Below are 20469 nucleotides of genomic sequence, written 5' to 3' on the forward strand. Positions count from 1 at the left end.
GGTTTCGGGCCGTCTGAAAATTTACGATATGGCTTAACCGCGCTCTGCCAATGCTTTTTCTGCGATTTCAAAATCGGAGAAATGGTGCTTCACGCCTTGTACATCCTGATAGTTTTCATGCCCTTTACCGGCAATCAGAATGATGTCGTTCGTGGCGGCGCGTTCGACTGCGTAACGGATAGCTGCGGCGCGGTCGGCTTCGACGTATTCGGGCGCGGGTACGGCAGGCAAAATATCGCTGATGATGTCTTGCGGATTTTCCAAGCGCGGGTTATCGCTGGTAACCACCACTTTATCGGCACCCTGAACTGCTGCCGCACCCATCAATGGGCGTTTGCCACGGTCTCGATTGCCGCCGCAACCAAATACGCACCATAAGGCCGCGCCCTGCGGTTTGATTTCCTGCAAAGTAGAGAGTGCTTTTTCCAGTGCATCCGGCGTGTGTGCATAATCGACAACGACCAAAGGTTTGCCGCTGTTCATAATGCAATCCATGCGGCCTGAAGCAGGACGGATTTTTGCCAGCACTTCCAAAACGTTATTGAGTGCATAACCGTTGGCACACAGCAAGGTAACGCAGGCGGCGAGGTTTTGCGCGTTGAACCGTCCGAGCAAGCGCGTGCGGCAGCGGCCTTCGCCCCACGGCGTTTGAAATACGGCTTCCATGCCGTCTGAAGAGGCTGTGAAATGAACAATGCGGATGTCTGCGTGTTCGCTGAAGCCGTAGCCGTAAACGGCCAAATCGGGGCAGTCTTTTTTCAGACGGCCTATGAGTTCTGCGCCGTATTCGTCATCCACGTTGATAATGGCGTGTTTCAAGCCGTGCCAGTAAAACAGGCGCGACTTGATGGCACCATAGGCTTCCATCGTGCCGTGGTAGTCGAGGTGGTCTCGGGTGAGGTTGGTGAAGATTGCGCTGCGGAATGGCACGCCGTTGACGCGCGACTGGTCAAGACCGTGGCTGGAGACTTCCATCGCGGCGGCTGTTGCGCCTTGTTGACGGAAACGGTAGAGCAGGGTTTGGACATCGACGGGAGCGGGGGTGGTGTGCGTGGTTTCTTCCAATGCGCCCCAAAAGCCGTTGCCGACCGTGCCGATAATGGCGGTTTTTTCTCCCAACAAATCGGTGGCTTGCGCCAGCCATTGTGTGATGGAGGTTTTGCCGTTGGTGCCGGTTACGCCCCAGACTTTGAGGTCGTCTGAAACATTGCCATAAACTTGCGCCGCCAACATGCCGGCACGGTGTTTCAAATCTTTGATGCCTTGATTGGGGACTTTCCATTCGGGATTCCACGCGAATTTGCCGTCGTCGTCCCAAAAAACAAAAGCCGCGCCGTTGGCAATGGCTGCGGGGATATAACTGCGGCCGTCCGTATATTCGCCCTGACAGGCAACGAAAATATCACCTTGTTTAATTTGACGGCTGTCTGAATGCAACAAACGCCCTGCTGCGTTTTCACACAGCAGAGGCGGAAAGTTGGTTTCAGCCAAGGGGGTTAACTTGCTGAACATAAACAATATCTCTTTGATTGTTTGGATTATGACGGTACTTTGACAGTAGCGGTATTACTTAAAGGCTTGGTCGGGGAAACGCCCAAGATGTTCAAACTTCCGCTCATGACTTCTTTGAATACGGGACCAGCAACCACGCCGCCGTAATAGCCGTTGGCAGTCGGTTCGTCGATGGTAACGGCCACGATCACGCGTGGATTTTTAGCCGGAGCAAAGCCGATAAACGTACCGACGTGTTTGTTGTCCACATAGCGGCCATTGACCAGTTTACGCGCCGTACCGGTTTTCGCACCTACGTCGAAACCATCCACAGCACCGGCAGTACCGGTACCGCCGGCTTCAGTAACGGAAACCATCAACTCGCGCACTTTTTTCGCAGTAGAGGCTTTGATGACGCGCTTGCCTTTAGGGGCAACCGCTTGTTTTTCAAAACTTACCGGCAACAATTCGCCGTCATGGGTCAAGACAGTATAGGCTCGCGCCAATTGCAATAAGCTTAATTGCAGACCATAACCGAAAGACATGGTTGCCTGTTCGATTTTTTGCCATCTGCGCCAGCTTCTCAACAAACCTGCAGTCTCGCCAGGAAAGCCTGAGTGCATACGCACGCCCACACCTAAATCGTGATAGAAATCGTACATTTCTTTAGGCGTAAACATGGCAGAAAGTTTACTGGTACCGACGTTGGAAGATTTTTGCATAATGCCGCGCACATCCAAAGTAGGATAAACGTGGGTATCTTGTACGGTAGCCGGACCGATTTTGTAAGGCAGGGTGTTGAACGTATCGGTTGCATCCACTTTGCCTGAATCCAATGCTTTGGCAATGGTAAACGGCTTCATGGCAGAACCAGGTTCAATCATATCGGTTACGGCGCGGTTGCGGCGCTGTTCGCTATTGGCCTGACCCGGTTGATTCGGATCGTAAGCCGGGCTGTTGACCAAAGCCAAAATCTCGCCGGTTTGCGCATCCAATACCACAACCGCACCCGCTTTGGCTTTGTGATAAGCCACAGCCTTGTTCAACTCGTCATAAGCCAGCGTTTGAATACGCTGATCCAAAGACAAAATCATGTCTTGGCCGTTTTTAGGCACGCTGTTGCGTGGAGAGTCGAGACTGTCAACGATATTGCCTTTATTATCGCGCAATACGACTTTCGCACCATCCTCACCGCGCAGGCTGTCTTCACGGGAAAGCTCCAAGCCCTCCTGACCTTTGCCGTCGATATTGGTAAAACCGATAACGTGCGCAAACAGATTGCCCATCGGGTAATGGCGTTTCAATTCTTTTTGGAATGCGATGCCTTTAATGCCCAATGCTTTGATTTCTTCTGCTTTCTCGTAGCTGAGTTGACGTTTCAGGTAGATAAAGCCTTTGTCTTTTTTAGACAATTTATTTTTCAAAACTTCAACAGGCACATCGGCAAAGGCCGACAGTTTTTCTAATTGTTCTGCAGTCGGCATTTCTTCCATACCGGAAGGCATGGCATACAATGATTCGGTAGGCGCACTCAAAGCCAATGTGGCGCCATTGCGGTCGGTAATCATACCGCGTGATGCCGGCAGCGGAAGCGTACGCACAAAACGTTGGTCGCCCTGATTTTTCAAAAACTCATGCTGACTGGTTTGCAGATAAACCCCGCGTACCAACAGACCGGTAAATGCCAGCGCAACAGCGCCCAGCACCAAACCGATTCGCCCGTTACTTGTCAGCGGCTTTTTCGTTTTTGTTGTTCCAGACAGCATTTGAGGTTTATATTCGTTCTTAATTAACATGTTGAACTTCTCATGACTTAGCTGCTCAGTGAGCCATCAAATCCCGTAAATCTTGCACTAATGCAAGGCTCTATATTCTTATTTTTTGCGTTCCAGCATAGCCGTATTATGCGCACCCGGTGGAAGCAGATGTTGCTTTTCGGCCGCCACTTTAATCAGTTTGTGGTTTGCCAATCTTGCTTGCTCCAATTTCAAGCGCGCGTAATCCTGTTCCAACTGAATTTCCCGTTTTTGTGCCTTATCCAACTCGATAAAATGCAAACGGGACTGGTTTTGCTTAAATACTACGGCAAAGGCTGAGACCGTCACCAAAACCAGCAATAAAATATTCAACTTACCCATCTCAAACTTTCAGACGGCCTGTCAACAGGACTATCTCTTACGACAGCGTTCAGACGCCATCCCCTACTCAATAACCAAAAATTCGCCACTGCTTCGTTCCGCCACACGCAAAACTGCACTGCGCGCACGCGGATTGGCTTCAGTCTCGGTCGAACCCGGTTTGATTGCTTTGCCTACAGCCTTCAAAGGCGGCTGAGGTAAATCCGCTTCCTTAAGCACCGCCCAACGGGGCAATGGCGCATGTTGCGAATATTTTTTAATAAACTGCTTCACAATTCTGTCTTCCAGCGAATGGAACGCAATGACAGCCAAGCGTCCACCCTCTTTCAGACGGCCTGCAACCTGCGGCAAAACTGCCTCTACCTCTTCGAGCTCGCGGTTAATAAAGATGCGAACTGCCTGGAAGGTGCGCGTTGCAGGGTCTTGTCCGCGCTCACGAGTACGGACGTTTTGCGCCACAAGCTGCGCCAGCTTGCGGGTTGTATCGATGGGACTCTCCTCGCGTTGCGCAACAATGGCGCGCGCAATCTGGCGACTAAACCGCTCTTCACCATAATTCTTAATTACCTCGTGTAAATCCTGTTCGGATGCAGTTGCAATCCATTCTGCCGCAGACATCCCGCGAGTCGGATCCATCCGCATATCCAACGGCGCATCAAAGCGGAAACTGAATCCGCGGCTGCCATCGTCAATTTGCGGCGACGAAATCCCCAAATCAAAAAGCGCACCATCAATCTTATCGATGCCTAATTCATCCAAGGCCGTCTGAAATGTTTCAAAACCATTGTGTACGACACTGACGCGCTTATCTTGCTTTGCCAATTCATTAGCTACCGCAATCGCCTCGGGGTCTTTATCAAAAACAATCAAACGACCCTGCTCACCCAAACGCGACAAAATCAGCCGGGAATGCCCTCCCCTACCGAACGTACCGTCCACATAAATCCCGTCTTCACGGATTGCCAACGCATCCACCGCCTCATGCAACAAGACAGTAACATGCTGATAATTTTCAACTTTACTCACAATTGCAAATCCGTTTGACTCAATTGGAAAGCCAACTCATCAGGATCAATATCCAAAGCCTGATTCATTTCCTCTTCCCAATGTTCGCGACCCCACAACTCCATACGGTTTGCACGGCCAACCAAAGTAACTTCTTTTTCAAAATCCACGCGTTTGCGCAGATTGGCCGGAATCAAAACGCGTCCGGCGCTGTCCCATTCCAAAATCTCCGCATTGTGCAGCAGTAAATTCTGATACCGTTGCAAAGACTCATTGCCGGCCACTTTCAACTTCAAAATCTGCTCGGCTTTTTCTTCCCAAACGGGCTCGGGGTACATCAATAATTTTTTTCGAGAATCCAGAGTAACCACAATTGCAGGCGTATAACGGCGCAGCAAAATATCGCGGAATTTGGCAGGAATCGCCAACCGCCCTTTACTGTCCATACTCAACTCATGAGCACCGCCAAACACATCACACCCCAAATTCAATTAAAATAAAACTAGAGTGGGATTAAAAATCCCACCTTCCTAAAATATTTCGTTTTCACTCCTACGGAACACTTTTTAGGAAAAAGTAACCACTTTCACCCACTATGCCCCACTAACCGACACTATAAGAAATTTTGGCAATCAGGTCAAATCAACCCTTTATCCGAAATGAAACACTAAATACTTAAAATTCAATAGGTTATATATACAAAAATGCATGACAAATTGATATGCCGGTTATTTCATATAGCATAAAATACTATATTTAGTATTATTTGCTTTTTTAAAATACTACATATAGTATTTTTATACCCGATTACCACCCCTCTCACAAGGGGCTATAATATACAAACAAATTCAAATTTTTTACATTATCTAACAGTCATGAAGCCACAACTCCCCCTCCCTTCCACTGATGCACAAGCCTCTTCAACACACCTGACCAAGCTCATAAAAAACGAAATTGAACAACATCAAAACTGGATATCCTTCTCCCGTTTTATGGAGCTTGCCCTTTACACACCTCAATACGGCTATTACAGCGGAGGCAGTCATAAAATCGGTACGGACGGCGACTTCATTACCGCCCCCACCCTTTCCCCCCTATTCGGACAAACCCTTGCCAAACAACTTACCGAATTACTGCCGCAAACAGCAGGCAATATCTACGAATTTGGTGCAGGCACAGGTCATCTCGCTGCCACACTCTTGCAAGACCTTTCAGACGGCCTGAATCATTACTATATTATTGAGTTATCAGCAGAACTTGCAGAGAGACAACGCCAACATATTATTGAGCACACATCTCCCGAAGCAGCAGCAAAAGTCATCCACCTTACCGCATTACCAGAACACTTTGACGGCATCATCATCGGCAACGAAGTATTGGATGCCATGCCGGTGGAACGCTTGATTTATCAAGAGGAAAGGTTTCAACAAATCGGCGTCAGTTTAGAGAATGACGGGCTAATCGAAGCCATCAGACCATTGGTACAAGCCGAACTTACGCAAACAGCCGCCTTATACTTCCCTCCCCTTCCCTCATACACAAGCGAGCTGCATCCTGCACAATATGCCTTTATCCAAACCCTGGCCGCCAAATTGCAGCGCGGCGGCATGATATTTATCGATTACGGCTTCGATGCCGCTCAGTATTACCATCCGCAACGCAAGGAAGGCACATTCATCGGCCACTATCGCCACCACACTATCCACGACCCATTTTTCAATATCGGCCTGACCGATTTGACTGCGCACGTCAATTTCACCGATATTGCACGCGCCGGCACGGAATCAGGTTTAGACTTAATCGGCTACCTGCCCCAATCTTATTTCCTGCTCAATCTCGGCATCACCGATCTGCTAGCACAAATCGGCAGCCCGGATTCGGTTGAATATATCCAAGCCGCCGCCGCAGTACAAAAACTGATACATCAGCACGAAATGGGCGAACTTTTTAAAGTCATCGCTTTTGGCAAAGACATTGATATCGATTGGACAGGCTTCAGCCACGGAGATATTTGCCATAAGCTATAACCTAACAATCTACTTTTTATTTTTTAAAAACAATAAGAAATAAAAAAAATCAAAATTAGCGCTTGCCAAATATTCAAAAAAAACTATAATAGCGACTTCACGAAACGGCGAATTAGCTCAGTCGGTTAGAGCAGAGGAATCATAATCCTTGTGTCCGGGGTTCGAATCCCTGATTCGCCACCAAATTTCGGGGGTATAGCTCAGTTGGTAGAGCGCTTGCATGGCATGCAAGAGGTCAGCGGTTCGATCCCGCTTACCTCCACCACTAAACAAAAAAGCTCTTGTTAAATACAAGGGCTTTTTTGTTTGGCTTAATTAATAACTGATTGCTCATTAATTTTGCCATTTCAATAACTAATCAATAAAGGCCGTCTGAAACATTTCAGACGGCCTTTTATCTTTTAATTACTTCACAAGCTTCAATACTTTTTTCGGTTTTTCTTCCGCAGATTCAGCTTTTGTATCTTCGGCCACCGCAGCTTCAACAGAAGCAGGCTGATATGGTTCTACCTCAAAACCCATACCCTCTCCACTTTCGCGACCAAATATACTGACAATATGACCGACCGGAATCCAAATCTCGTGCGCTACGCCGGAAAAACGGGCAGAGAAATTGACCCATTCGTTGTCGATATTCAAGTTATGGCTGGCGGTAGGACCAATATTTAAAACAATTTCATTATCGCGCACATACTGCATCGGCACACGGGTATGTTCATTTACCCAAGCCACGATGTGCGGTGTTTGGTTATTATCCAAGCACCACTCATACAAAGCACGCAACAAATACGGTTTGGTTGAAGTTGCCATAGGTTCGTCCTTTAGCGGCGCATGGCTTTTTCAGCCGGCGTTAATGCTTCAATAAAGGCTTCGCGTTGGAAAATACGTTCAGCGTACTTCAACAAAGGCGCAGCAGATTTACCCAGTTTGATGTCGTAATAGTCCAAACGCCACAACAGCGGAGACAAAGCAACATCAATCATAGAAAAGTCATCGCCCAAGATGTATTTATTTTTAGTAAAAGACGGCGCCAACAGTGTCAAACCATTGCCAATGGCTTCACGTGCTTTAGCTTGTTCTTTATTGGTAGATTCAGGGTTTTCCAGCACTTGCACCAAGCTGAACAATTCTTTTTCCATACGGTACAGTACCAAACGGCCGCGACCGCGCATAACAGGATCGCCCGGCATCAACTGAGGATGAGGGAAACGCTCGTCAATGTATTCGTTGATAATGTTTGATTCGTGCAAAATCAAATCACGCTCAACCAGAACCGGTACTTGGTTATACGGATTCATCAAAGCCAAGTCTTCAGGTTTATTGAACACGTCCACATCTTTGATTTCAAAATCCATACCTTTTTCGTACAGCACAAAACGGCAGCGCTGGCTGAATGGACAAGTAATACCTGAATACAATGTCATCATAATTTTTTACTCCTGATAAATCTTTTCAGACGGCCTTAAGCCTTATAAAAATTCAGACAGAATTATACATAATTTCAAACACTTAATCCAGAAATTTAACATATCATATTGTTTATATTGAGTAATTTTAAAATTTACATTATTTTTGCATAAACCAATTTCACAAACAAAAAAGGCAAACCTGAAACAGGTTTGCCTTTTTGATTCAAAAGAATTAGTGAACGTCTTTCCAGAATTCTTTTTTCAGGAAGTAAGCCAATGGCAGCATTACCGCAAACAGGAATGCCAGAACCATGTAGCCGATGCGGTGGCGTTGCAACTGAGCAGGCTCACCCATGTACACCAAGTAGTTCACCAAGTCGCGTACATAAGTATCGTACTCTTTTTGGATTACTTTACCGTTAGGCAGGCGACGGCTGTGCAGACCGGTAGATTCCCAATACAACTTAGGAGTCAGGTTACCATGCTCGTCTTTAATCATAACGGGCTGACCTTTGGCATCCAACTCAACGGCTTGAACACCTTGTTGATCCCACAATGGGTGAGGCATACTCGCACCGGCCAAAACAGTATTGTTCCAACCGGTCGGACGAGTTGGGTCTTTATAGAAGCCGCGCATATAGGCGTACAGATAGTCTGCACCTTTAGAACGGGCAATCAGGGTCAAATCCGGCGGAGGCGCACCCAACCATTTGGAGGCATCTTTCGGATCCATTGCCGCTACCATGACATCACCAACGTTGTCTGTTGTAAACATCAGGTTTTTCTTGATTTCATCTTCAGTCAAACCGATGTCTTTCAGACGGTTGAAGCGCATACCGCTTGCAGAGTGGCAAGACAAACAGTAGTTTGTAAAGATTTGCGCACCGTGCTGCAGGCTGACTTGGTCACGCAGGTCGATATCGACTTTTTCATAGTTTGCATGGCCGCCGCTGGCGACGGCTGCACTCATAGGCACTGCCAGCAATAAGGCAGCAAACCAGTTTTTCAGAGTTTGTTTCATTTTCGCTGCCCTCATCAGATATTGGTTGCAAACAAGTAAGCACCAACAACGGTAATACCGACATAAACAAAGAACATAATTTTTTGTTTAGTAGTGCTCATGGTTACGCGTTCAGGAACTGGTTTGTTGGTATCCAGTTTGGTATAGAACGGCATACCCAAGAAGAATGCAAAGTAGACGAAAGACAGGATACGTGCAACCAAAGTACGAGTATCAGTTGCTACCATTGCACCCAAAATACCCAAACCGATGAAGGCAATAATGAACAGAACCAACGCAGTTTTGAAGATTGGGCCGCGATAGCGGACAGATTTAACCTCGCCTTTATCCAACCAAGGCAACAAGGCGATCAGTACAACTGCTGCACCCATACCGATTACGCCCCATACCTGAGTACCGGCAAAGGAAGGAATCGCACGCAGAATTGCGTAGAACGGAGTGAAGTACCATACCGGCGCAATGTGCGGAGGTGTTTTCAGCGCATTCGCGGCATCGAAGTTTGGTGCTTCAAGGAAGTAGCCGCCGCCTTCAGGTGCAAAGAACAACACAGAACAGAAGACAATCAGGAATACAACGACGCCCAAGATGTCTTTAACGGTGTAGTAAGGATGGAATGGAATACCATCGCGTGGGATACCGTTTTCGTCTTTGTTTTTCTTGATTTCAACGCCATCAGGGTTGTTAGAACCCACTTCGTGCAGGGCGATGATGTGAGCCACGACCAAGCCGAGCAATACCAGAGGTACTGCGATAACGTGCAGGGCGAAGAAGCGGTTCAGAGTAACGTCGGAAACGTTGAAGTCACCACGAATCCAAGTGGACAAATCAGGACCGATAACAGGGATGGCGGAGAACAGGTTAATAATTACCTGCGCACCCCAGAAGGACATTTGACCCCAAGGCAACAGGTAACCCATAAAGGCTTCTGCCATCAATGCCAAGAAAATCAGGGAACCGAAAATCCACACCAATTCACGAGGTTTTTTGTACGAGCCGTAAATCAGACCACGGAACATGTGCAGATAAACGACGATGAAGAAGAAAGATGCGCCTGTGGAGTGCATGTAGCGGATAATCCAGCCGCCGGACACGTCGCGCATGATGTACTCTACTGCGGTAAAGGCAGCAGGCAGATGGTAGGCGTTAAGGTTGCCGTCCGGTTTGTAGTTCATGGTCAGGAAAATACCGCTGACGATTTGAATTACAAGGACGAGCAGAGCTAAAGAGCCGAAGTAGTACCAGAAGTTGAAGTTCTTCGGCGCATAGTATTGAGCCAAATGCTCATTCCACATTTTAGACAGAGGGAAGCGATCATCCATCCAGCCTAACAATGCTTTTGCTTTGCTATTGGTTTGGTTTGCCATAATTATCGTTCCTTATTTTTAGTCTTCGCCCACCAAAACAGTTGTATCGCTCAGATATTTGTAAGGCGGTACAACCAAGTTGGTCGGTGCAGGAACACCTTTGTATACTCGGCCTGCAATGTCGAATTTCGAACCGTGGCAAGGGCAGAAGAAACCGCCTTTCCAGTCTGCGCCCAAGTCGGCGGGAGCAATATCGGGACGGTAAGTTGGGGAGCAACCCAAGTGGGTACAGATACCGATAGCGACGAGGAGGTTCGGCTTGATCGAACGGTGCTCGTTTTTAGCGTATTCCGGTTGCTGATCCACTTCGGAATTAGGGTCTGTAACTGCACCATCCAAACTTTTCAAGTCTTTGAGCTGTTGATCTGTGCGGTTGACCAGCCAAATCGGTTTACCCTGCCATTCGGCAGTCAGCATTTGGCCTGCTTCGATTTTGCTGACATCTACTTCGACAGCAGCACCGGCAGCCTTAGCTTTCTCCGATGGGAAGAAGCTGGCCACGAAAGGCGTAGCTACGCCCAGAGCCGCCACACCGCCTGCACCGCAAGTAGCCAGTGTCAGAAAACGGCGGCGACCGTTGTTGATTTCTTGATTATCCATTATTCAGTCGTCCTAAAATTTTGGGAATACCGAGCCATTAAACAGCGTAATTCTACCTAGTTTGTTGTAATACTCAAAGCATTATTTAAAATAAGGTAAAGTTTTATGATATTGCTCAATACTCAGGCAGGGTTGTTTTCATCAAAGTGAACCACTTCGATACCGAATTTTTCTGCCACGGCATCGCCTAAGGCGCGTACGCCGTAACGTTCTGTCGCGTGGTGGCCGGCGCTGATAAATGCCACACCTGTTTCATTGGCAAGATGATATTGCGCTTCAGAAATTTCACCGGTCAGATACGCATCGACACCTTCGTCTACGGCCGTCTGAAAAAATCCCTGCGCACCGCCGCTGCACCAGACAATACGTTTGATTTCGCGTTCAAAATCGCCGATAACGGTCGGCTTGCGGCCGAATACCGCCTCAATGCGTTCAGACAACTGCGCCAATGTTTGCGTGGTTTTCAGACGGCCTATATTCAACAGATTTTGCTCGCCGAATTGTTTTTCGAGTACCCAATCGAGTTTCTTGGCCAACTGTGCGTTATTGCCCAGTTGCGGGTGCGCGTCCAGCGGCAGGTGGTAACCCGCCATATTGATTTGGTGGTGCAGCAAGGTTTCAATTCGTGCTTTTTTCCAACCGGTAATCGTGACAGGCTCGCTTTTCCAAAACATGCCGTGGTGAACCAAAAGCAGATCCGCCCCCTGCTCTACGGCAAAATCGATTGCAGCTTTGCTGGCGGTAACCGAAGTGGCGATTTTGGCAATTTCTTCTTTGCCTTCGACCTGCAAACCATTGGGCGCATAGTCCTTAAACAGCCCGACCTGCAATGTCTCATCGCACCAAGCCAGAATTTCGCGGCGTAAAGCCATATTCCGCTCCTTATATCTATCTTCAAAAACAGCTTCGCATTCTAACCGCAAAATCTGTTTATGCCTCAAATTCTTACATTCCGATTTCAGCAATCATTCCCAACATTAATTATTTACACATCATCATGAATTATTTTAATATACGCCACCTTACCCACAGACCGTCTGAAAACACATGGACTCTATTATCGAATTGCGTCATCTTAAAACCTTGCTGGCTTTAGAAGAAACCGGCAGCGTTTCCCTTGCCGCCAAACGAGTTTTCCTGACCCAATCCGCCCTGTCGCACCAAATCCGCACCTTGGAAAATTATTACGAAACGCCGTTGTTTGAACGTAAATCCACACCTTTGCGCTTCACTCCGGCCGGTATGCGCCTGCTGCAACTGGCGCGCGAGCTGTTGCCGCAGGTTGCCGCCGCCGAACGTGATTTGGTGCGGATTATCGAAGGCGAAGCCGGCGAACTCAGGCTTGCCGTCGAATGCCACACCTGCTTTGACTGGCTGATGCCTGCCATGGGCGAGTTCCGCCCGTTATGGCCGCAAGTTGAATTGGACATCGTTTCCGGCTTCCAAGCCGATCCGGTCGGGCTGCTGCTACAACACCGTGCCGACCTTGCCATCGTTTCCGAAGCCGAGCCGATCAACGGTATCAGCTACCACCCTCTGTTTGCCTATGAAATGGTCGGCATCTGCGCAGAAGACCACCCGCTTGCCGACAAAGACGTTTGGGAAGCGGAAGACTTTATCGACGAAACCCTGATTACTTATCCCGTCCCCGACGAAATGCTGGATTTGCCCAAAAAAGTGCTGTTGCCCAAAGGCATTAATCCGCCGCGCCGCCACAGCGAACTGACCATTGCCATCATCCAACTGGTTGCCAGCAAACGCGGCATCGCCGCCCTGCCTTACTGGACGGTTATGCCGTATTTGGAAAAAGGCTACGTCGTCCACCGCAAAATCACTTCAGACGGCCTGCAAAGCAAACTTTATGCCGCCATTCGTACGGAAGATGCCAACAAAGGCTATCTGGACAACTTCTGCCAAATTACTCACGACCGCTGTTTTGCCGACTTGCCAGGCTTAAGCGAATTGGAAATGTAAACTTGAAACAATCAAAAGGCCGTCTGAACAATTTTCAGACGGCCTTTTTTTAATATACACAAAAACTCCACTGCTTCTATTCGGACTCATCCGAACCCAAACACGCCGACAAATCGATTTCAGACGGCCATGTTTTATCAGGAGCAACCCGAATATCGAAATGCTCGCCGCGATAGTCGAAAACCAAACGCCAAGCGTGCAGAAACAGATGTTCCGCCTCATCGCCACCATACAGCGTATCGCCCAAAATCGGACTGCCTATGCTTTTCATGGCCACGCGCAGCTGATGGGTTTTGCCGGTAAACGGTTGCAACACAAACAGGCGCAAACCGGGCTTCAAGCTTTGGCTGCTGAAACGGGTAACGGCAAAATTATCCTCGTCACGCGTCAGCTTCCATGTACCGTGCCGCGAACGAGCCATACCGCCTTTCACCCAGCCCTGCTTTTTCGCCGGCTTGTGCGTACCGAGTGCCAAATAAATTTTACGCACGGTTTTCTCGGCAAACTGTGCCGACAAAGCCGCCGCGCTGTCGCGGTTTAACGCAAACAGCAATAAGCCGCTAGTGGCTTTATCCAAACGGTGAACCAACCACACGCGTTCAACGCCGAGCTGCTGCGCCAGCGAAGCAGTCAGGCAAACATCCTCTTCCGATTCGCTGTGCACCGATACGCCGCAAGGCTTATTGATGACCACAAAGTCTTTGTGCTCAAAAACAATGTCCCACATTTCAGACGGCCTTCAACACAATACCGTCGCCAAGCAGGGTCAAAATACCCAGCAGGCAGAACAAGATACACGCAGCAATGCGCACTGCTTTGGCCGGAATTTTGCGCATCAGCATTTCGCCCAAATACACGGCAGGCACAGAAGCAATCATCAAACCGGCAATACTGCCGACCACGACCAGCAGGATAGATTGGTATTTTGCCGCCAAAAGAACTGTTGCAATTTGCGTTTTATCGCCGATTTCCGCCAAGAAAAACAGGACGACCGTTGCCGTAAATGCGCCGTATTTCAGCCACTTGCTGTCAGGGTCTTCGTCTTTGTCCGGCAACAGCAGCCATAATCCAACCGCAATAAAGCTGCCGCCGACCACCCATTTCATGACTTCGGGCGAAATAGCGGATGCCAGCCAGACACCAAGTGCGGCTGAAACAAGATGGTTCAACAGGGTTGCAATAAAGATACCGGCAACAATCGCGTTTTTGTGGGCAAAACGTGCTGCCAAAAAGAGCGCCAGTAATTGCGTTTTATCGCCGATTTCGGCAATGGCAACGCCCAGTGTCGAGGAGAAAAAAGCTTCCATGATTTAAGATACTCAACCGAAAAGCGGGCAAACAAAAAGCGCTGTGCATACCGCCCGCAAGGGTATGGACAACGCTTACGTCTTGCCTGTCTTCCGATAAAGCAGAGAAGATACCGCTGCCACGGCCGCACAAGCCGATTATGTTGACAACAGTTTCGGCATTGCGCCGAATGGCTACTCCCGTAAGAGTGAAGCACGCATTGTAAGGTAAACCATGGCTTGAAGCAACAAAAAGAAAAACAAAAGGCCGTCTGAAACCCAATGTAACAGGTTTCAGACGGCCTTTCTACAGCGATTAATTATCGGAGAACAAATCGCCTACTTTTTCGCCCACTTTTTCCCAAAACGATTTTTTGCGTGGGGTTTGGCTGAGATTGAGACCGGAGGAGATTTTTTCAAATTCTTCCAACAACTCTTTCTGACGATCGGTCAAGTTGACCGGCGTTTCGACCAAAATGTGGCAGTACAAATCGCCGGTTGAGCTGGAGCGCAGAGACTTGATGCCTTTGCCTTTCACGCGCATACGGCGGCCAGTTTGCGTTTCTTTCGGAATGTGCAGTTTGACTTTACCGTCCAACGTCGGCACTTCGACTTCGCCACCCAATGCGGCAATGGCAAAGCTGATCGGCAGTTCGCAATGCAGATCCAAGCCGTTGCGTTCGAAGATTTTGTGCTGTCTTACGCGGACATTGACGTACAAATCGCCTGCCGGTGCGCCGTGTTGACCCGGCTCGCCCTCGCCGCTCAAGCGGATGCGTTGACCGTCGTCGATGCCTGCCGGAATGTTGACTTCAACCGTTTTGCTGGTCTTGGTGCGGCCTTCGCCACGGCATTTGACGCAAGGATCTTTGATTTCTTTGCCTGTACCGTGACAAGTCGGACAAGTCTGCTGCATTTGGAAAATGGCTTGGCGGACGTGTACCGTACCTGAGCCGTGACAGGTCGAACAAGTCGATGCGGACGTGCCCGGTTTGGCACCTGAACCGTGGCAGACATCACATTCTTCATAAGTCGGAATGTTGATGCGTTTTTTCACGCCTTTGGCGGCTTCTTCAAGCGAAATCTCTATGCCGACCTGCAAGTCCGCGCCGCTGTAATCCGGCTGACGGCCGCCTGCGCTGCCGCCACCGCCGAACATTTGGCTGAAAATATCGGAAAAATCGAAGCCTTGCGCGCCACCGAAACCGCCAAAGCCACCGAATCCGCCTGCACCTGCGCCCTGTTCAAACGCGGCATGACCGTATTGGTCGTACATGGTACGTTTTTCCTTGTCAGACAAGGTATCGTAAGCTTTTTGGACTTCTTTAAATTTTTCTTCCGCTTCTTTGTTGTCAGGATTGCGGTCGGGATGGTATTTCATTGCCAGCTTGCGGTAGGCTTTTTTGATTTCATCGTCGCTAGCGCTGCGGGCAACACCAAGGGTTTCGTAATAATCTTGGGTACTCATAATTTTGATAGTGTTTTGAATAAGTTTGAACTGGGTCGGATATGTGGGCGGAAGGTAAAAAACTCAAGTCGATATTTTTAAGGCCGTCTGAAAATTTTGTTTCAGACGGCCTCCCTCGCCTTGTCAAAGCATGATAATGGCCTTAAAGTGAAAGAATATTTGACCCTATACCGCTGTTTTATACTAGAAAGGTTTTCCTCCATGATGAAAAAAACCGCTTCCTTTTTATGCCTGATGCTGATGGCGGCCGCTGTCCAAGCCACGCCTTCCGACAGCGAACGCATTGCGGCACTGGAGCGTCAGGTGGCCGAACTGACTGCCCAAGTAAACCGCCTACTGAGCGAGCGTTTGGACGAGCGTTCCGCACGCAGAAACAACGAAGTTCACGTGTGTACGTTGTCGGCATTTACCGACACCTTCCGTGCCGAGAACGTCAACCGCGGCCGCGCACGCTTGGATGTGATTCAGCAATGCCGCCGCCAGCACGCGGAAATGTTCTGCAAGGAAGAAGCCGTCCGTTGCCAGACTTACCGTTAACCTTTCATACTCAGGCCGTCTGAAACCCTGTTTTCAGACGGCCTTTTGATTGTTTGCATTCTTCCATATCAAAACAAACGGGAAACAACAATGCCAAAGCGGTTTGACATGATGTTACGACACAAGCAATCCGCTTCTGAATCCGCTATAATCTGCGTTTGATTTTATTTTCCAACGCCTTTGTATAAAGCGAAACATCATGCAAGAACAATATCAACCCGCCGCCATCGAGCCTGCGGCGCAGAAAAAATGGGACGACGCCCGTATTTTCAACGTCTCCGAAGACGCTTCCAAACCCAAATACTACTGCCTCTCCATGTTCCCCTACCCCAGTGGCAAGCTGCACATGGGGCATGTGCGCAACTACACCATCGGCGACGTATTAAGCCGCTTCAAACTTTTAAACGGCTTCAACGTCATGCAGCCTATGGGTTGGGACGCGTTCGGTATGCCTGCGGAAAATGCGGCGATGAAAAACAACGTCGCCCCTGCCGCATGGACTTACGACAACATCGAATACATGAAAACCCAGCTCAAAAGCCTGGGTTTTGCAATTGACTGGGAGCGCGAAGTCGCCACCTGCAAACCCGAATACTACCGCTGGGAACAATGGCTGTTTACCAAGCTGTTTGAAAAAGGCATCGTCTATCGCAAAAACGGCACGGTAAACTGGGACCCGGTCGACCAAACCGTCCTTGCCAACGAGCAAGTCATCGACGGTCGCGGCTGGCGTTCGGGCGCGTTGATCGAAAAACGCGAAATCCCGATGTATTACTTCAAAATCACCGATTACGCCGAAGAGCTGCTCAATGATTTGGACAAGCTGGAACACTGGCCGGAACAAGTCAAAACCATGCAGCGCAACTGGATCGGCAAATCTCGCGGTATGACCGTGCGCTTTGCTGTTTCAGACGACAGCAAACAAGGCTTGGAAGGCGATTACGCGAAATTCCTGCAAGTTTATACCACCCGTCCCGACACGCTAATGGGTGCGACTTATGTTGCTGTTGCCGCCGAGCATCCGCTGGCAACCGCCGCAGCCGCCGACAAACCCGAATTGCAGGCATTTATCGCCGAATGCAAAGCCGGCTCGGTTGCCGAAGCCGACATGGCGACGATGGAGAAAAAAGGCGTGCCGACCGGCCGCTACGTCGTCAACCCGCTCAACGGCGACAAGCTGGAAGTGTGGATTGCCAACTATGTATTGTGGGGCTACGGCGATGGCGCGGTGATGGCGGTACCGGCGCACGACGAACGCGATTTCGAGTTCGCCACCAAATACAATCTGCCGAAAAAACAAGTTATTGCCGTCGGCGACAACGCATTCGACGCAAACCAATGGCAAGAATGGTACGGCGACAAAGAAAACGGCGTATTGGTCAACAGCGGCGACTTGGACGGCATGAATTTTCAGACGGCCTTCGACGCCATCGCCGCCAAGCTGCAAAGCCAAGATGCAGGCGAACCGAAAACCCAATACCGCCTGCGCGACTGGGGCATTTCGCGCCAACGCTACTGGGGCTGCCCGATTCCCATCGTCCATTGCGAAAAATGCGGCGACGTACCCGTCCCAGCCGACCAACTGCCCGTCGTCCTGCCCGAAAACGTCGTACCCGACGGCATGGGTTCGCCTTTGGCAAAAATGCCCGAGTTTTACGAAACCACCTGCCCATCATGCGGCGGCGCGGCAAAACGCGAAACCGACACCATGGACACCTTCATGGAATCGAGCTGGTATTTCTTCCGCTACATGTCGCCCAAGTTCGCAGAAGGCATGGTATCGGCTGAAGCCGCGAAATACTGGGGCGCGGTCGACCAATACATCGGCGGTATCGAACACGCGATTCTGCACCTCTTGTACGCGCGTTTCTTCACCAAACTGATGCGCGACGAAGGTTTGGTCAGCGTGGACGAACCGTTCGAACGCCTGCTCACGCAAGGCATGGTCGTCTGCGAAACCTACTACCGCGAAAACGCCAACGGCAGCAAAGACTGGATCAACCCTGCCGATGTCGAGCTGACTTTCGACGACAAAGGCCGCCCCGTTTCAGCCGTCCTTAAAGCCGACGGCCAGCCTGTCGTCATCAGCGGCACGGAAAAAATGTCTAAGTCCAAAAACAACGGCGTCGATCCGCAAGAACTGATCAACGCCTACGGCGCGGACACCGCCCGCCTGTTCATGATGTTCGCCGCACCGCCCGAACAGTCCCTCGAATGGAGCGACAGCGGTGTCGAAGGCGCACACCGCTTCCTGCGCCGCCTGTGGCGTACCGTTTACGAATACTTGAAGCAAGGCGAAGCAGTCAAAGCGTTTGCAGGCAGCCAAGACGGTTTGTCTAAAGAACTCAAAGACCTGCGCCACAAACTGCACTCTACCATCGCCAAAGTCAGCGACGACTACGGCCGCCGCCAACAGTTCAACACCGCCATCGCCGCCGTGATGGAACTGCTCAACCAATACGACAAAACCGACACCAGCAGCGAACAAGGCCGCGCCGTCGTCCAAGAAGTATTGGAAGCCGCCGTACGCCTGTTGTGGCCGATTGTGCCGCACATCTGCGAAACCCTGTGGAGCGAATTGAACAGCGCGAAACTGTGGGAAGCAGGCTGGCCGACAGTCGACGAAGCCGCCTTGGTCAAATCCGAAATCGAAGTCATGGTTCAAGTCAACGGCAAACTGCGCGGCAAAATCACCGTCGCCGCCGACGCATCCAAAGCCGACCTCGAAGCAGCCGCCCTTGCCAACGAAGGCGCAGTAAAATTCATGGAAGGCAAGCCTGCGAAGAAAATCATCGTCGTTCCCGGACGCTTGGTGAATATCGTCGTCTAAATCGCTTTTAAGGTTTAGCCATACGAATAAAGGCCGTTTGAAACTTGGTTTTCAGACGGCCTTTTATTTTGGCTTTCAAGCCCAACCGTTATTTTATTTAAACGTAAGGTTTTCAATTAAATCAAAATCATAAAGATATTTTTTGAACCATCGTATTCAAATGAAAACCTTTGCTTTGATAAAAACAAGGTTTAGCCGAATAAAAAAAGGCCGTCTGAAACCCTATATTCAGGTTTCAGACGGCCTTTTTAACTGCCCGATTTTATGCGCCGTAATAGGCCTTGGTCAGGATTTCTTCCATATCGGCTACCATAGCGAGGCGTGGGTTGGCCGGGGTACATTGGTCTTCAAAAGACATCATGGCCAGCTCTTTTCTGCCGTCGAGGAAGGTTTTCTCATCGATGCCCTGCTCTTTCAACGACATTTTGATGCCAACATTGACCGCCAGTTCATGACAAGCGCGGGCGAAGGATTCGACGCCTTCTGCCGGTGTGCTGCATGGCAGGCCTAAAGTACGGGCGATTTCCTGATATTTCAGGTCGGCTTTGTAGTAGTTGTACTTCGGCCAGGTGGCGGTTTTCTGCGGACGCGTGCCGTTGTAGCGGATGACGTGCGGCAGCAGGATGGCGTTGGCGCGGCCGTGCGGAACGTGATATTTGCCGCCGATTTTGTGTGCCATCGAGTGGTTGATACCTAAGAACGCGTTGGCAAACGCCATGCCTGCGATGGTGGAGGCATTGTGCATATGCTCGCGCGCTTCGGGATCGGACGCACCGTGTTTGTAGGAGCGTTCGAGGTATTGGAACACGAGCTTGATGGCTTGCAGGGCTAGGCCGTCGGTAAAGTCGTTGGCGAGCACGGAAACGTATGCTTCTACGGCATGGGTCAGTACGTCCAGACCGGTGTCGGCGGTTACGCCGGCGGGGACGGTCATGGTAAACGCGGGATCGACGATGGCGATGGTCGGGGTCAGCGAGTAGTCGGCGATGGGGTATTTTTTGTCGCCGTCGCTGATGACGGTAAACGGGGTTACTTCGGAGCCTGTTCCCGATGTGGTGGGGATGCCGATGAATTTGGCTTTGCGGCCCAATTCAGGGAAGCGGAAGGCGCGTTTGCGGATGTCCATGAATTTTTGGACGAGGTCTTCAAAGTCGACTTAGGGCTATTCGTAGAAGAGCCACATGGCTTTTGCCGCGTCCATCGGCGAGCCGCCGCCCAGCGCGATGATGGTGTCGGGCTGGAAGCTGCGCATCAAATCCGTGCCTTTATAGACGGTTTGAACGCTCGGATCGGCTTCGACATCGGTGAAAAGCTGGATG

Annotated in this window: 19 protein-coding genes, 2 tRNA genes and 1 pseudogene; 6 read left to right on the forward strand and 16 right to left on the reverse strand. The window is 49.9% G+C overall.

Features of this window, described 5'->3' with window-relative positions:
• Nucleotides 1-33 precede the first annotated feature (33 nt).
• The 5 genes from FAH66_RS07410 to mraZ all read right to left on the reverse strand — a co-directional run bounded on the left by FAH66_RS07410 (nt 34) and on the right by mraZ (nt 5107).
• Nucleotides 34-1512, reverse strand: coding sequence for a UDP-N-acetylmuramoyl-L-alanyl-D-glutamate--2,6-diaminopimelate ligase (locus tag FAH66_RS07410; RefSeq protein WP_137041189.1), 1479 nt, complete (start codon nt 1510-1512; stop codon nt 34-36).
• Nucleotides 1513-1538: 26 nt separating this feature from the next.
• Nucleotides 1539-3287: a peptidoglycan D,D-transpeptidase PBP2 gene (gene penA / locus FAH66_RS07415; protein ID WP_036473127.1), complete on the reverse strand. Its 1749-nt coding sequence runs from the start codon at nt 3285-3287 to the stop codon at nt 1539-1541.
• Nucleotides 3288-3365: 78 nt separating this feature from the next.
• A complete protein-coding gene (gene ftsL, locus FAH66_RS07420; protein WP_003681879.1) occupies nt 3366-3629 on the reverse strand; it encodes a cell division protein FtsL in 264 nt (87 codons plus the stop codon).
• A 63-nt stretch (nt 3630-3692) separates the two neighbouring features.
• Nucleotides 3693-4655: a 16S rRNA (cytosine(1402)-N(4))-methyltransferase RsmH gene (gene rsmH / locus FAH66_RS07425; RefSeq protein ID WP_137041190.1), complete on the reverse strand. Its 963-nt coding sequence runs from the start codon at nt 4653-4655 to the stop codon at nt 3693-3695.
• Entirely contained in the window at nt 4652-5107 is a 456-nt protein-coding gene (mraZ, locus tag FAH66_RS07430; protein ID WP_003748265.1) for a division/cell wall cluster transcriptional repressor MraZ, read from the reverse strand. The genes rsmH and mraZ overlap by 4 nt, the downstream gene beginning before the upstream one ends.
• 402 nt (nt 5108-5509) lie before the next feature.
• Here mraZ and FAH66_RS07435 point away from each other — a divergent pair, with 402 nt between their 5' ends.
• The 3 genes from FAH66_RS07435 to FAH66_RS07445 all read left to right on the forward strand — a co-directional run bounded on the left by FAH66_RS07435 (nt 5510) and on the right by FAH66_RS07445 (nt 6926).
• A complete protein-coding gene (locus FAH66_RS07435; RefSeq protein WP_137041191.1) occupies nt 5510-6661 on the forward strand; it encodes a class I SAM-dependent methyltransferase in 1152 nt (383 codons plus the stop codon).
• A 106-nt stretch (nt 6662-6767) separates the two neighbouring features.
• A tRNA-Met gene (locus tag FAH66_RS07440) sits at nt 6768-6844 on the forward strand.
• A gap of 6 nt (nt 6845-6850) precedes the next feature.
• Nucleotides 6851-6926: transfer RNA gene (locus tag FAH66_RS07445), tRNA-Ala, on the forward strand.
• A gap of 140 nt (nt 6927-7066) precedes the next feature.
• Here the strand turns inward: FAH66_RS07445 and FAH66_RS07450 are convergent.
• The 6 genes from FAH66_RS07450 to FAH66_RS07475 form a co-directional block, all read right to left on the reverse strand.
• The gene (locus FAH66_RS07450) at nt 7067-7471 is read right to left on the reverse strand and encodes a ClpXP protease specificity-enhancing factor (RefSeq protein WP_137041192.1); all 405 of its coding nucleotides are present in this window, start codon (nt 7469-7471) and stop codon (nt 7067-7069) included.
• 11 nt (nt 7472-7482) lie between these two features.
• Nucleotides 7483-8088, reverse strand: a complete 606-nt coding sequence (locus FAH66_RS07455; protein ID WP_039861850.1) for a glutathione S-transferase N-terminal domain-containing protein — start codon at nt 8086-8088, stop codon at nt 7483-7485.
• A 214-nt stretch (nt 8089-8302) separates the two neighbouring features.
• Nucleotides 8303-9091, reverse strand: a complete 789-nt coding sequence (locus tag FAH66_RS07460) for a cytochrome c1 (RefSeq protein WP_208648070.1) — start codon at nt 9089-9091, stop codon at nt 8303-8305.
• A 14-nt stretch (nt 9092-9105) separates the two neighbouring features.
• Nucleotides 9106-10455 carry a cytochrome b gene (locus tag FAH66_RS07465; protein ID WP_049328413.1) on the reverse strand — a complete coding sequence of 450 codons (1350 nt, stop codon included), beginning with the start codon at nt 10453-10455 and terminating at the stop codon, nt 9106-9108.
• A gap of 18 nt (nt 10456-10473) precedes the next feature.
• Complete coding sequence (petA, locus tag FAH66_RS07470; protein ID WP_003685865.1) at nt 10474-11055, reverse strand: ubiquinol-cytochrome c reductase iron-sulfur subunit; 582 nt, start codon at nt 11053-11055, stop codon at nt 10474-10476.
• A gap of 122 nt (nt 11056-11177) precedes the next feature.
• Nucleotides 11178-11927 (reverse strand): Nif3-like dinuclear metal center hexameric protein, encoded by a 750-nt coding sequence (locus tag FAH66_RS07475; RefSeq protein ID WP_137041194.1) that lies wholly within the window; start codon nt 11925-11927, stop codon nt 11178-11180.
• A gap of 175 nt (nt 11928-12102) precedes the next feature.
• On the opposite strand from FAH66_RS07475, the gene FAH66_RS07480 reads away from it, so the two are divergent.
• Nucleotides 12103-13029 (forward strand): LysR family transcriptional regulator, encoded by a 927-nt coding sequence (locus FAH66_RS07480; protein ID WP_137041195.1) that lies wholly within the window; start codon nt 12103-12105, stop codon nt 13027-13029.
• A gap of 76 nt (nt 13030-13105) precedes the next feature.
• Here FAH66_RS07480 and FAH66_RS07485 read toward each other — a convergent pair whose 3' ends face one another.
• The 3 genes from FAH66_RS07485 to dnaJ form a co-directional block, all read right to left on the reverse strand.
• Nucleotides 13106-13756, reverse strand: a complete 651-nt coding sequence (locus FAH66_RS07485) for a TIGR01621 family pseudouridine synthase (RefSeq protein WP_137041196.1) — start codon at nt 13754-13756, stop codon at nt 13106-13108.
• 1 nt (nt 13757) lies between these two features.
• Nucleotides 13758-14336, reverse strand: coding sequence for a TMEM165/GDT1 family protein (locus tag FAH66_RS07490; RefSeq protein ID WP_003748247.1), 579 nt, complete (start codon nt 14334-14336; stop codon nt 13758-13760).
• Nucleotides 14337-14631: 295 nt separating this feature from the next.
• On the reverse strand, nt 14632-15783 hold the full coding sequence (dnaJ, locus tag FAH66_RS07495) for a molecular chaperone DnaJ (protein WP_003685849.1): 1152 nt from the start codon (nt 15781-15783) through the stop codon (nt 14632-14634).
• A gap of 201 nt (nt 15784-15984) precedes the next feature.
• Here dnaJ and FAH66_RS07500 point away from each other — a divergent pair, with 201 nt between their 5' ends.
• A complete protein-coding gene (locus FAH66_RS07500; RefSeq protein WP_137041197.1) occupies nt 15985-16320 on the forward strand; it encodes a hypothetical protein in 336 nt (111 codons plus the stop codon).
• 199 nt (nt 16321-16519) lie between these two features.
• Entirely contained in the window at nt 16520-19150 is a 2631-nt protein-coding gene (leuS, locus tag FAH66_RS07505; RefSeq protein WP_137041198.1) for a leucine--tRNA ligase, read from the forward strand.
• A 262-nt stretch (nt 19151-19412) separates the two neighbouring features.
• Here leuS and FAH66_RS11250 read toward each other — a convergent pair whose 3' ends face one another.
• Both FAH66_RS11250 and FAH66_RS11255 read right to left on the reverse strand, forming a co-directional pair.
• Nucleotides 19413-20084, reverse strand: a complete 672-nt coding sequence (locus tag FAH66_RS11250) for a bifunctional acetaldehyde-CoA/alcohol dehydrogenase (protein WP_443678135.1) — start codon at nt 20082-20084, stop codon at nt 19413-19415.
• A 69-nt stretch (nt 20085-20153) separates the two neighbouring features.
• A pseudogene (locus FAH66_RS11255) lies at nt 20154-20468 on the reverse strand (iron-containing alcohol dehydrogenase); the annotation flags it as partial.
• Nucleotide 20469 lies beyond the last annotated feature (1 nt).

It is taken from the genome of Neisseria subflava, from assembly GCF_005221305.1.
Classification (GTDB): Bacteria; Pseudomonadota; Gammaproteobacteria; order Burkholderiales; family Neisseriaceae; genus Neisseria; species Neisseria subflava.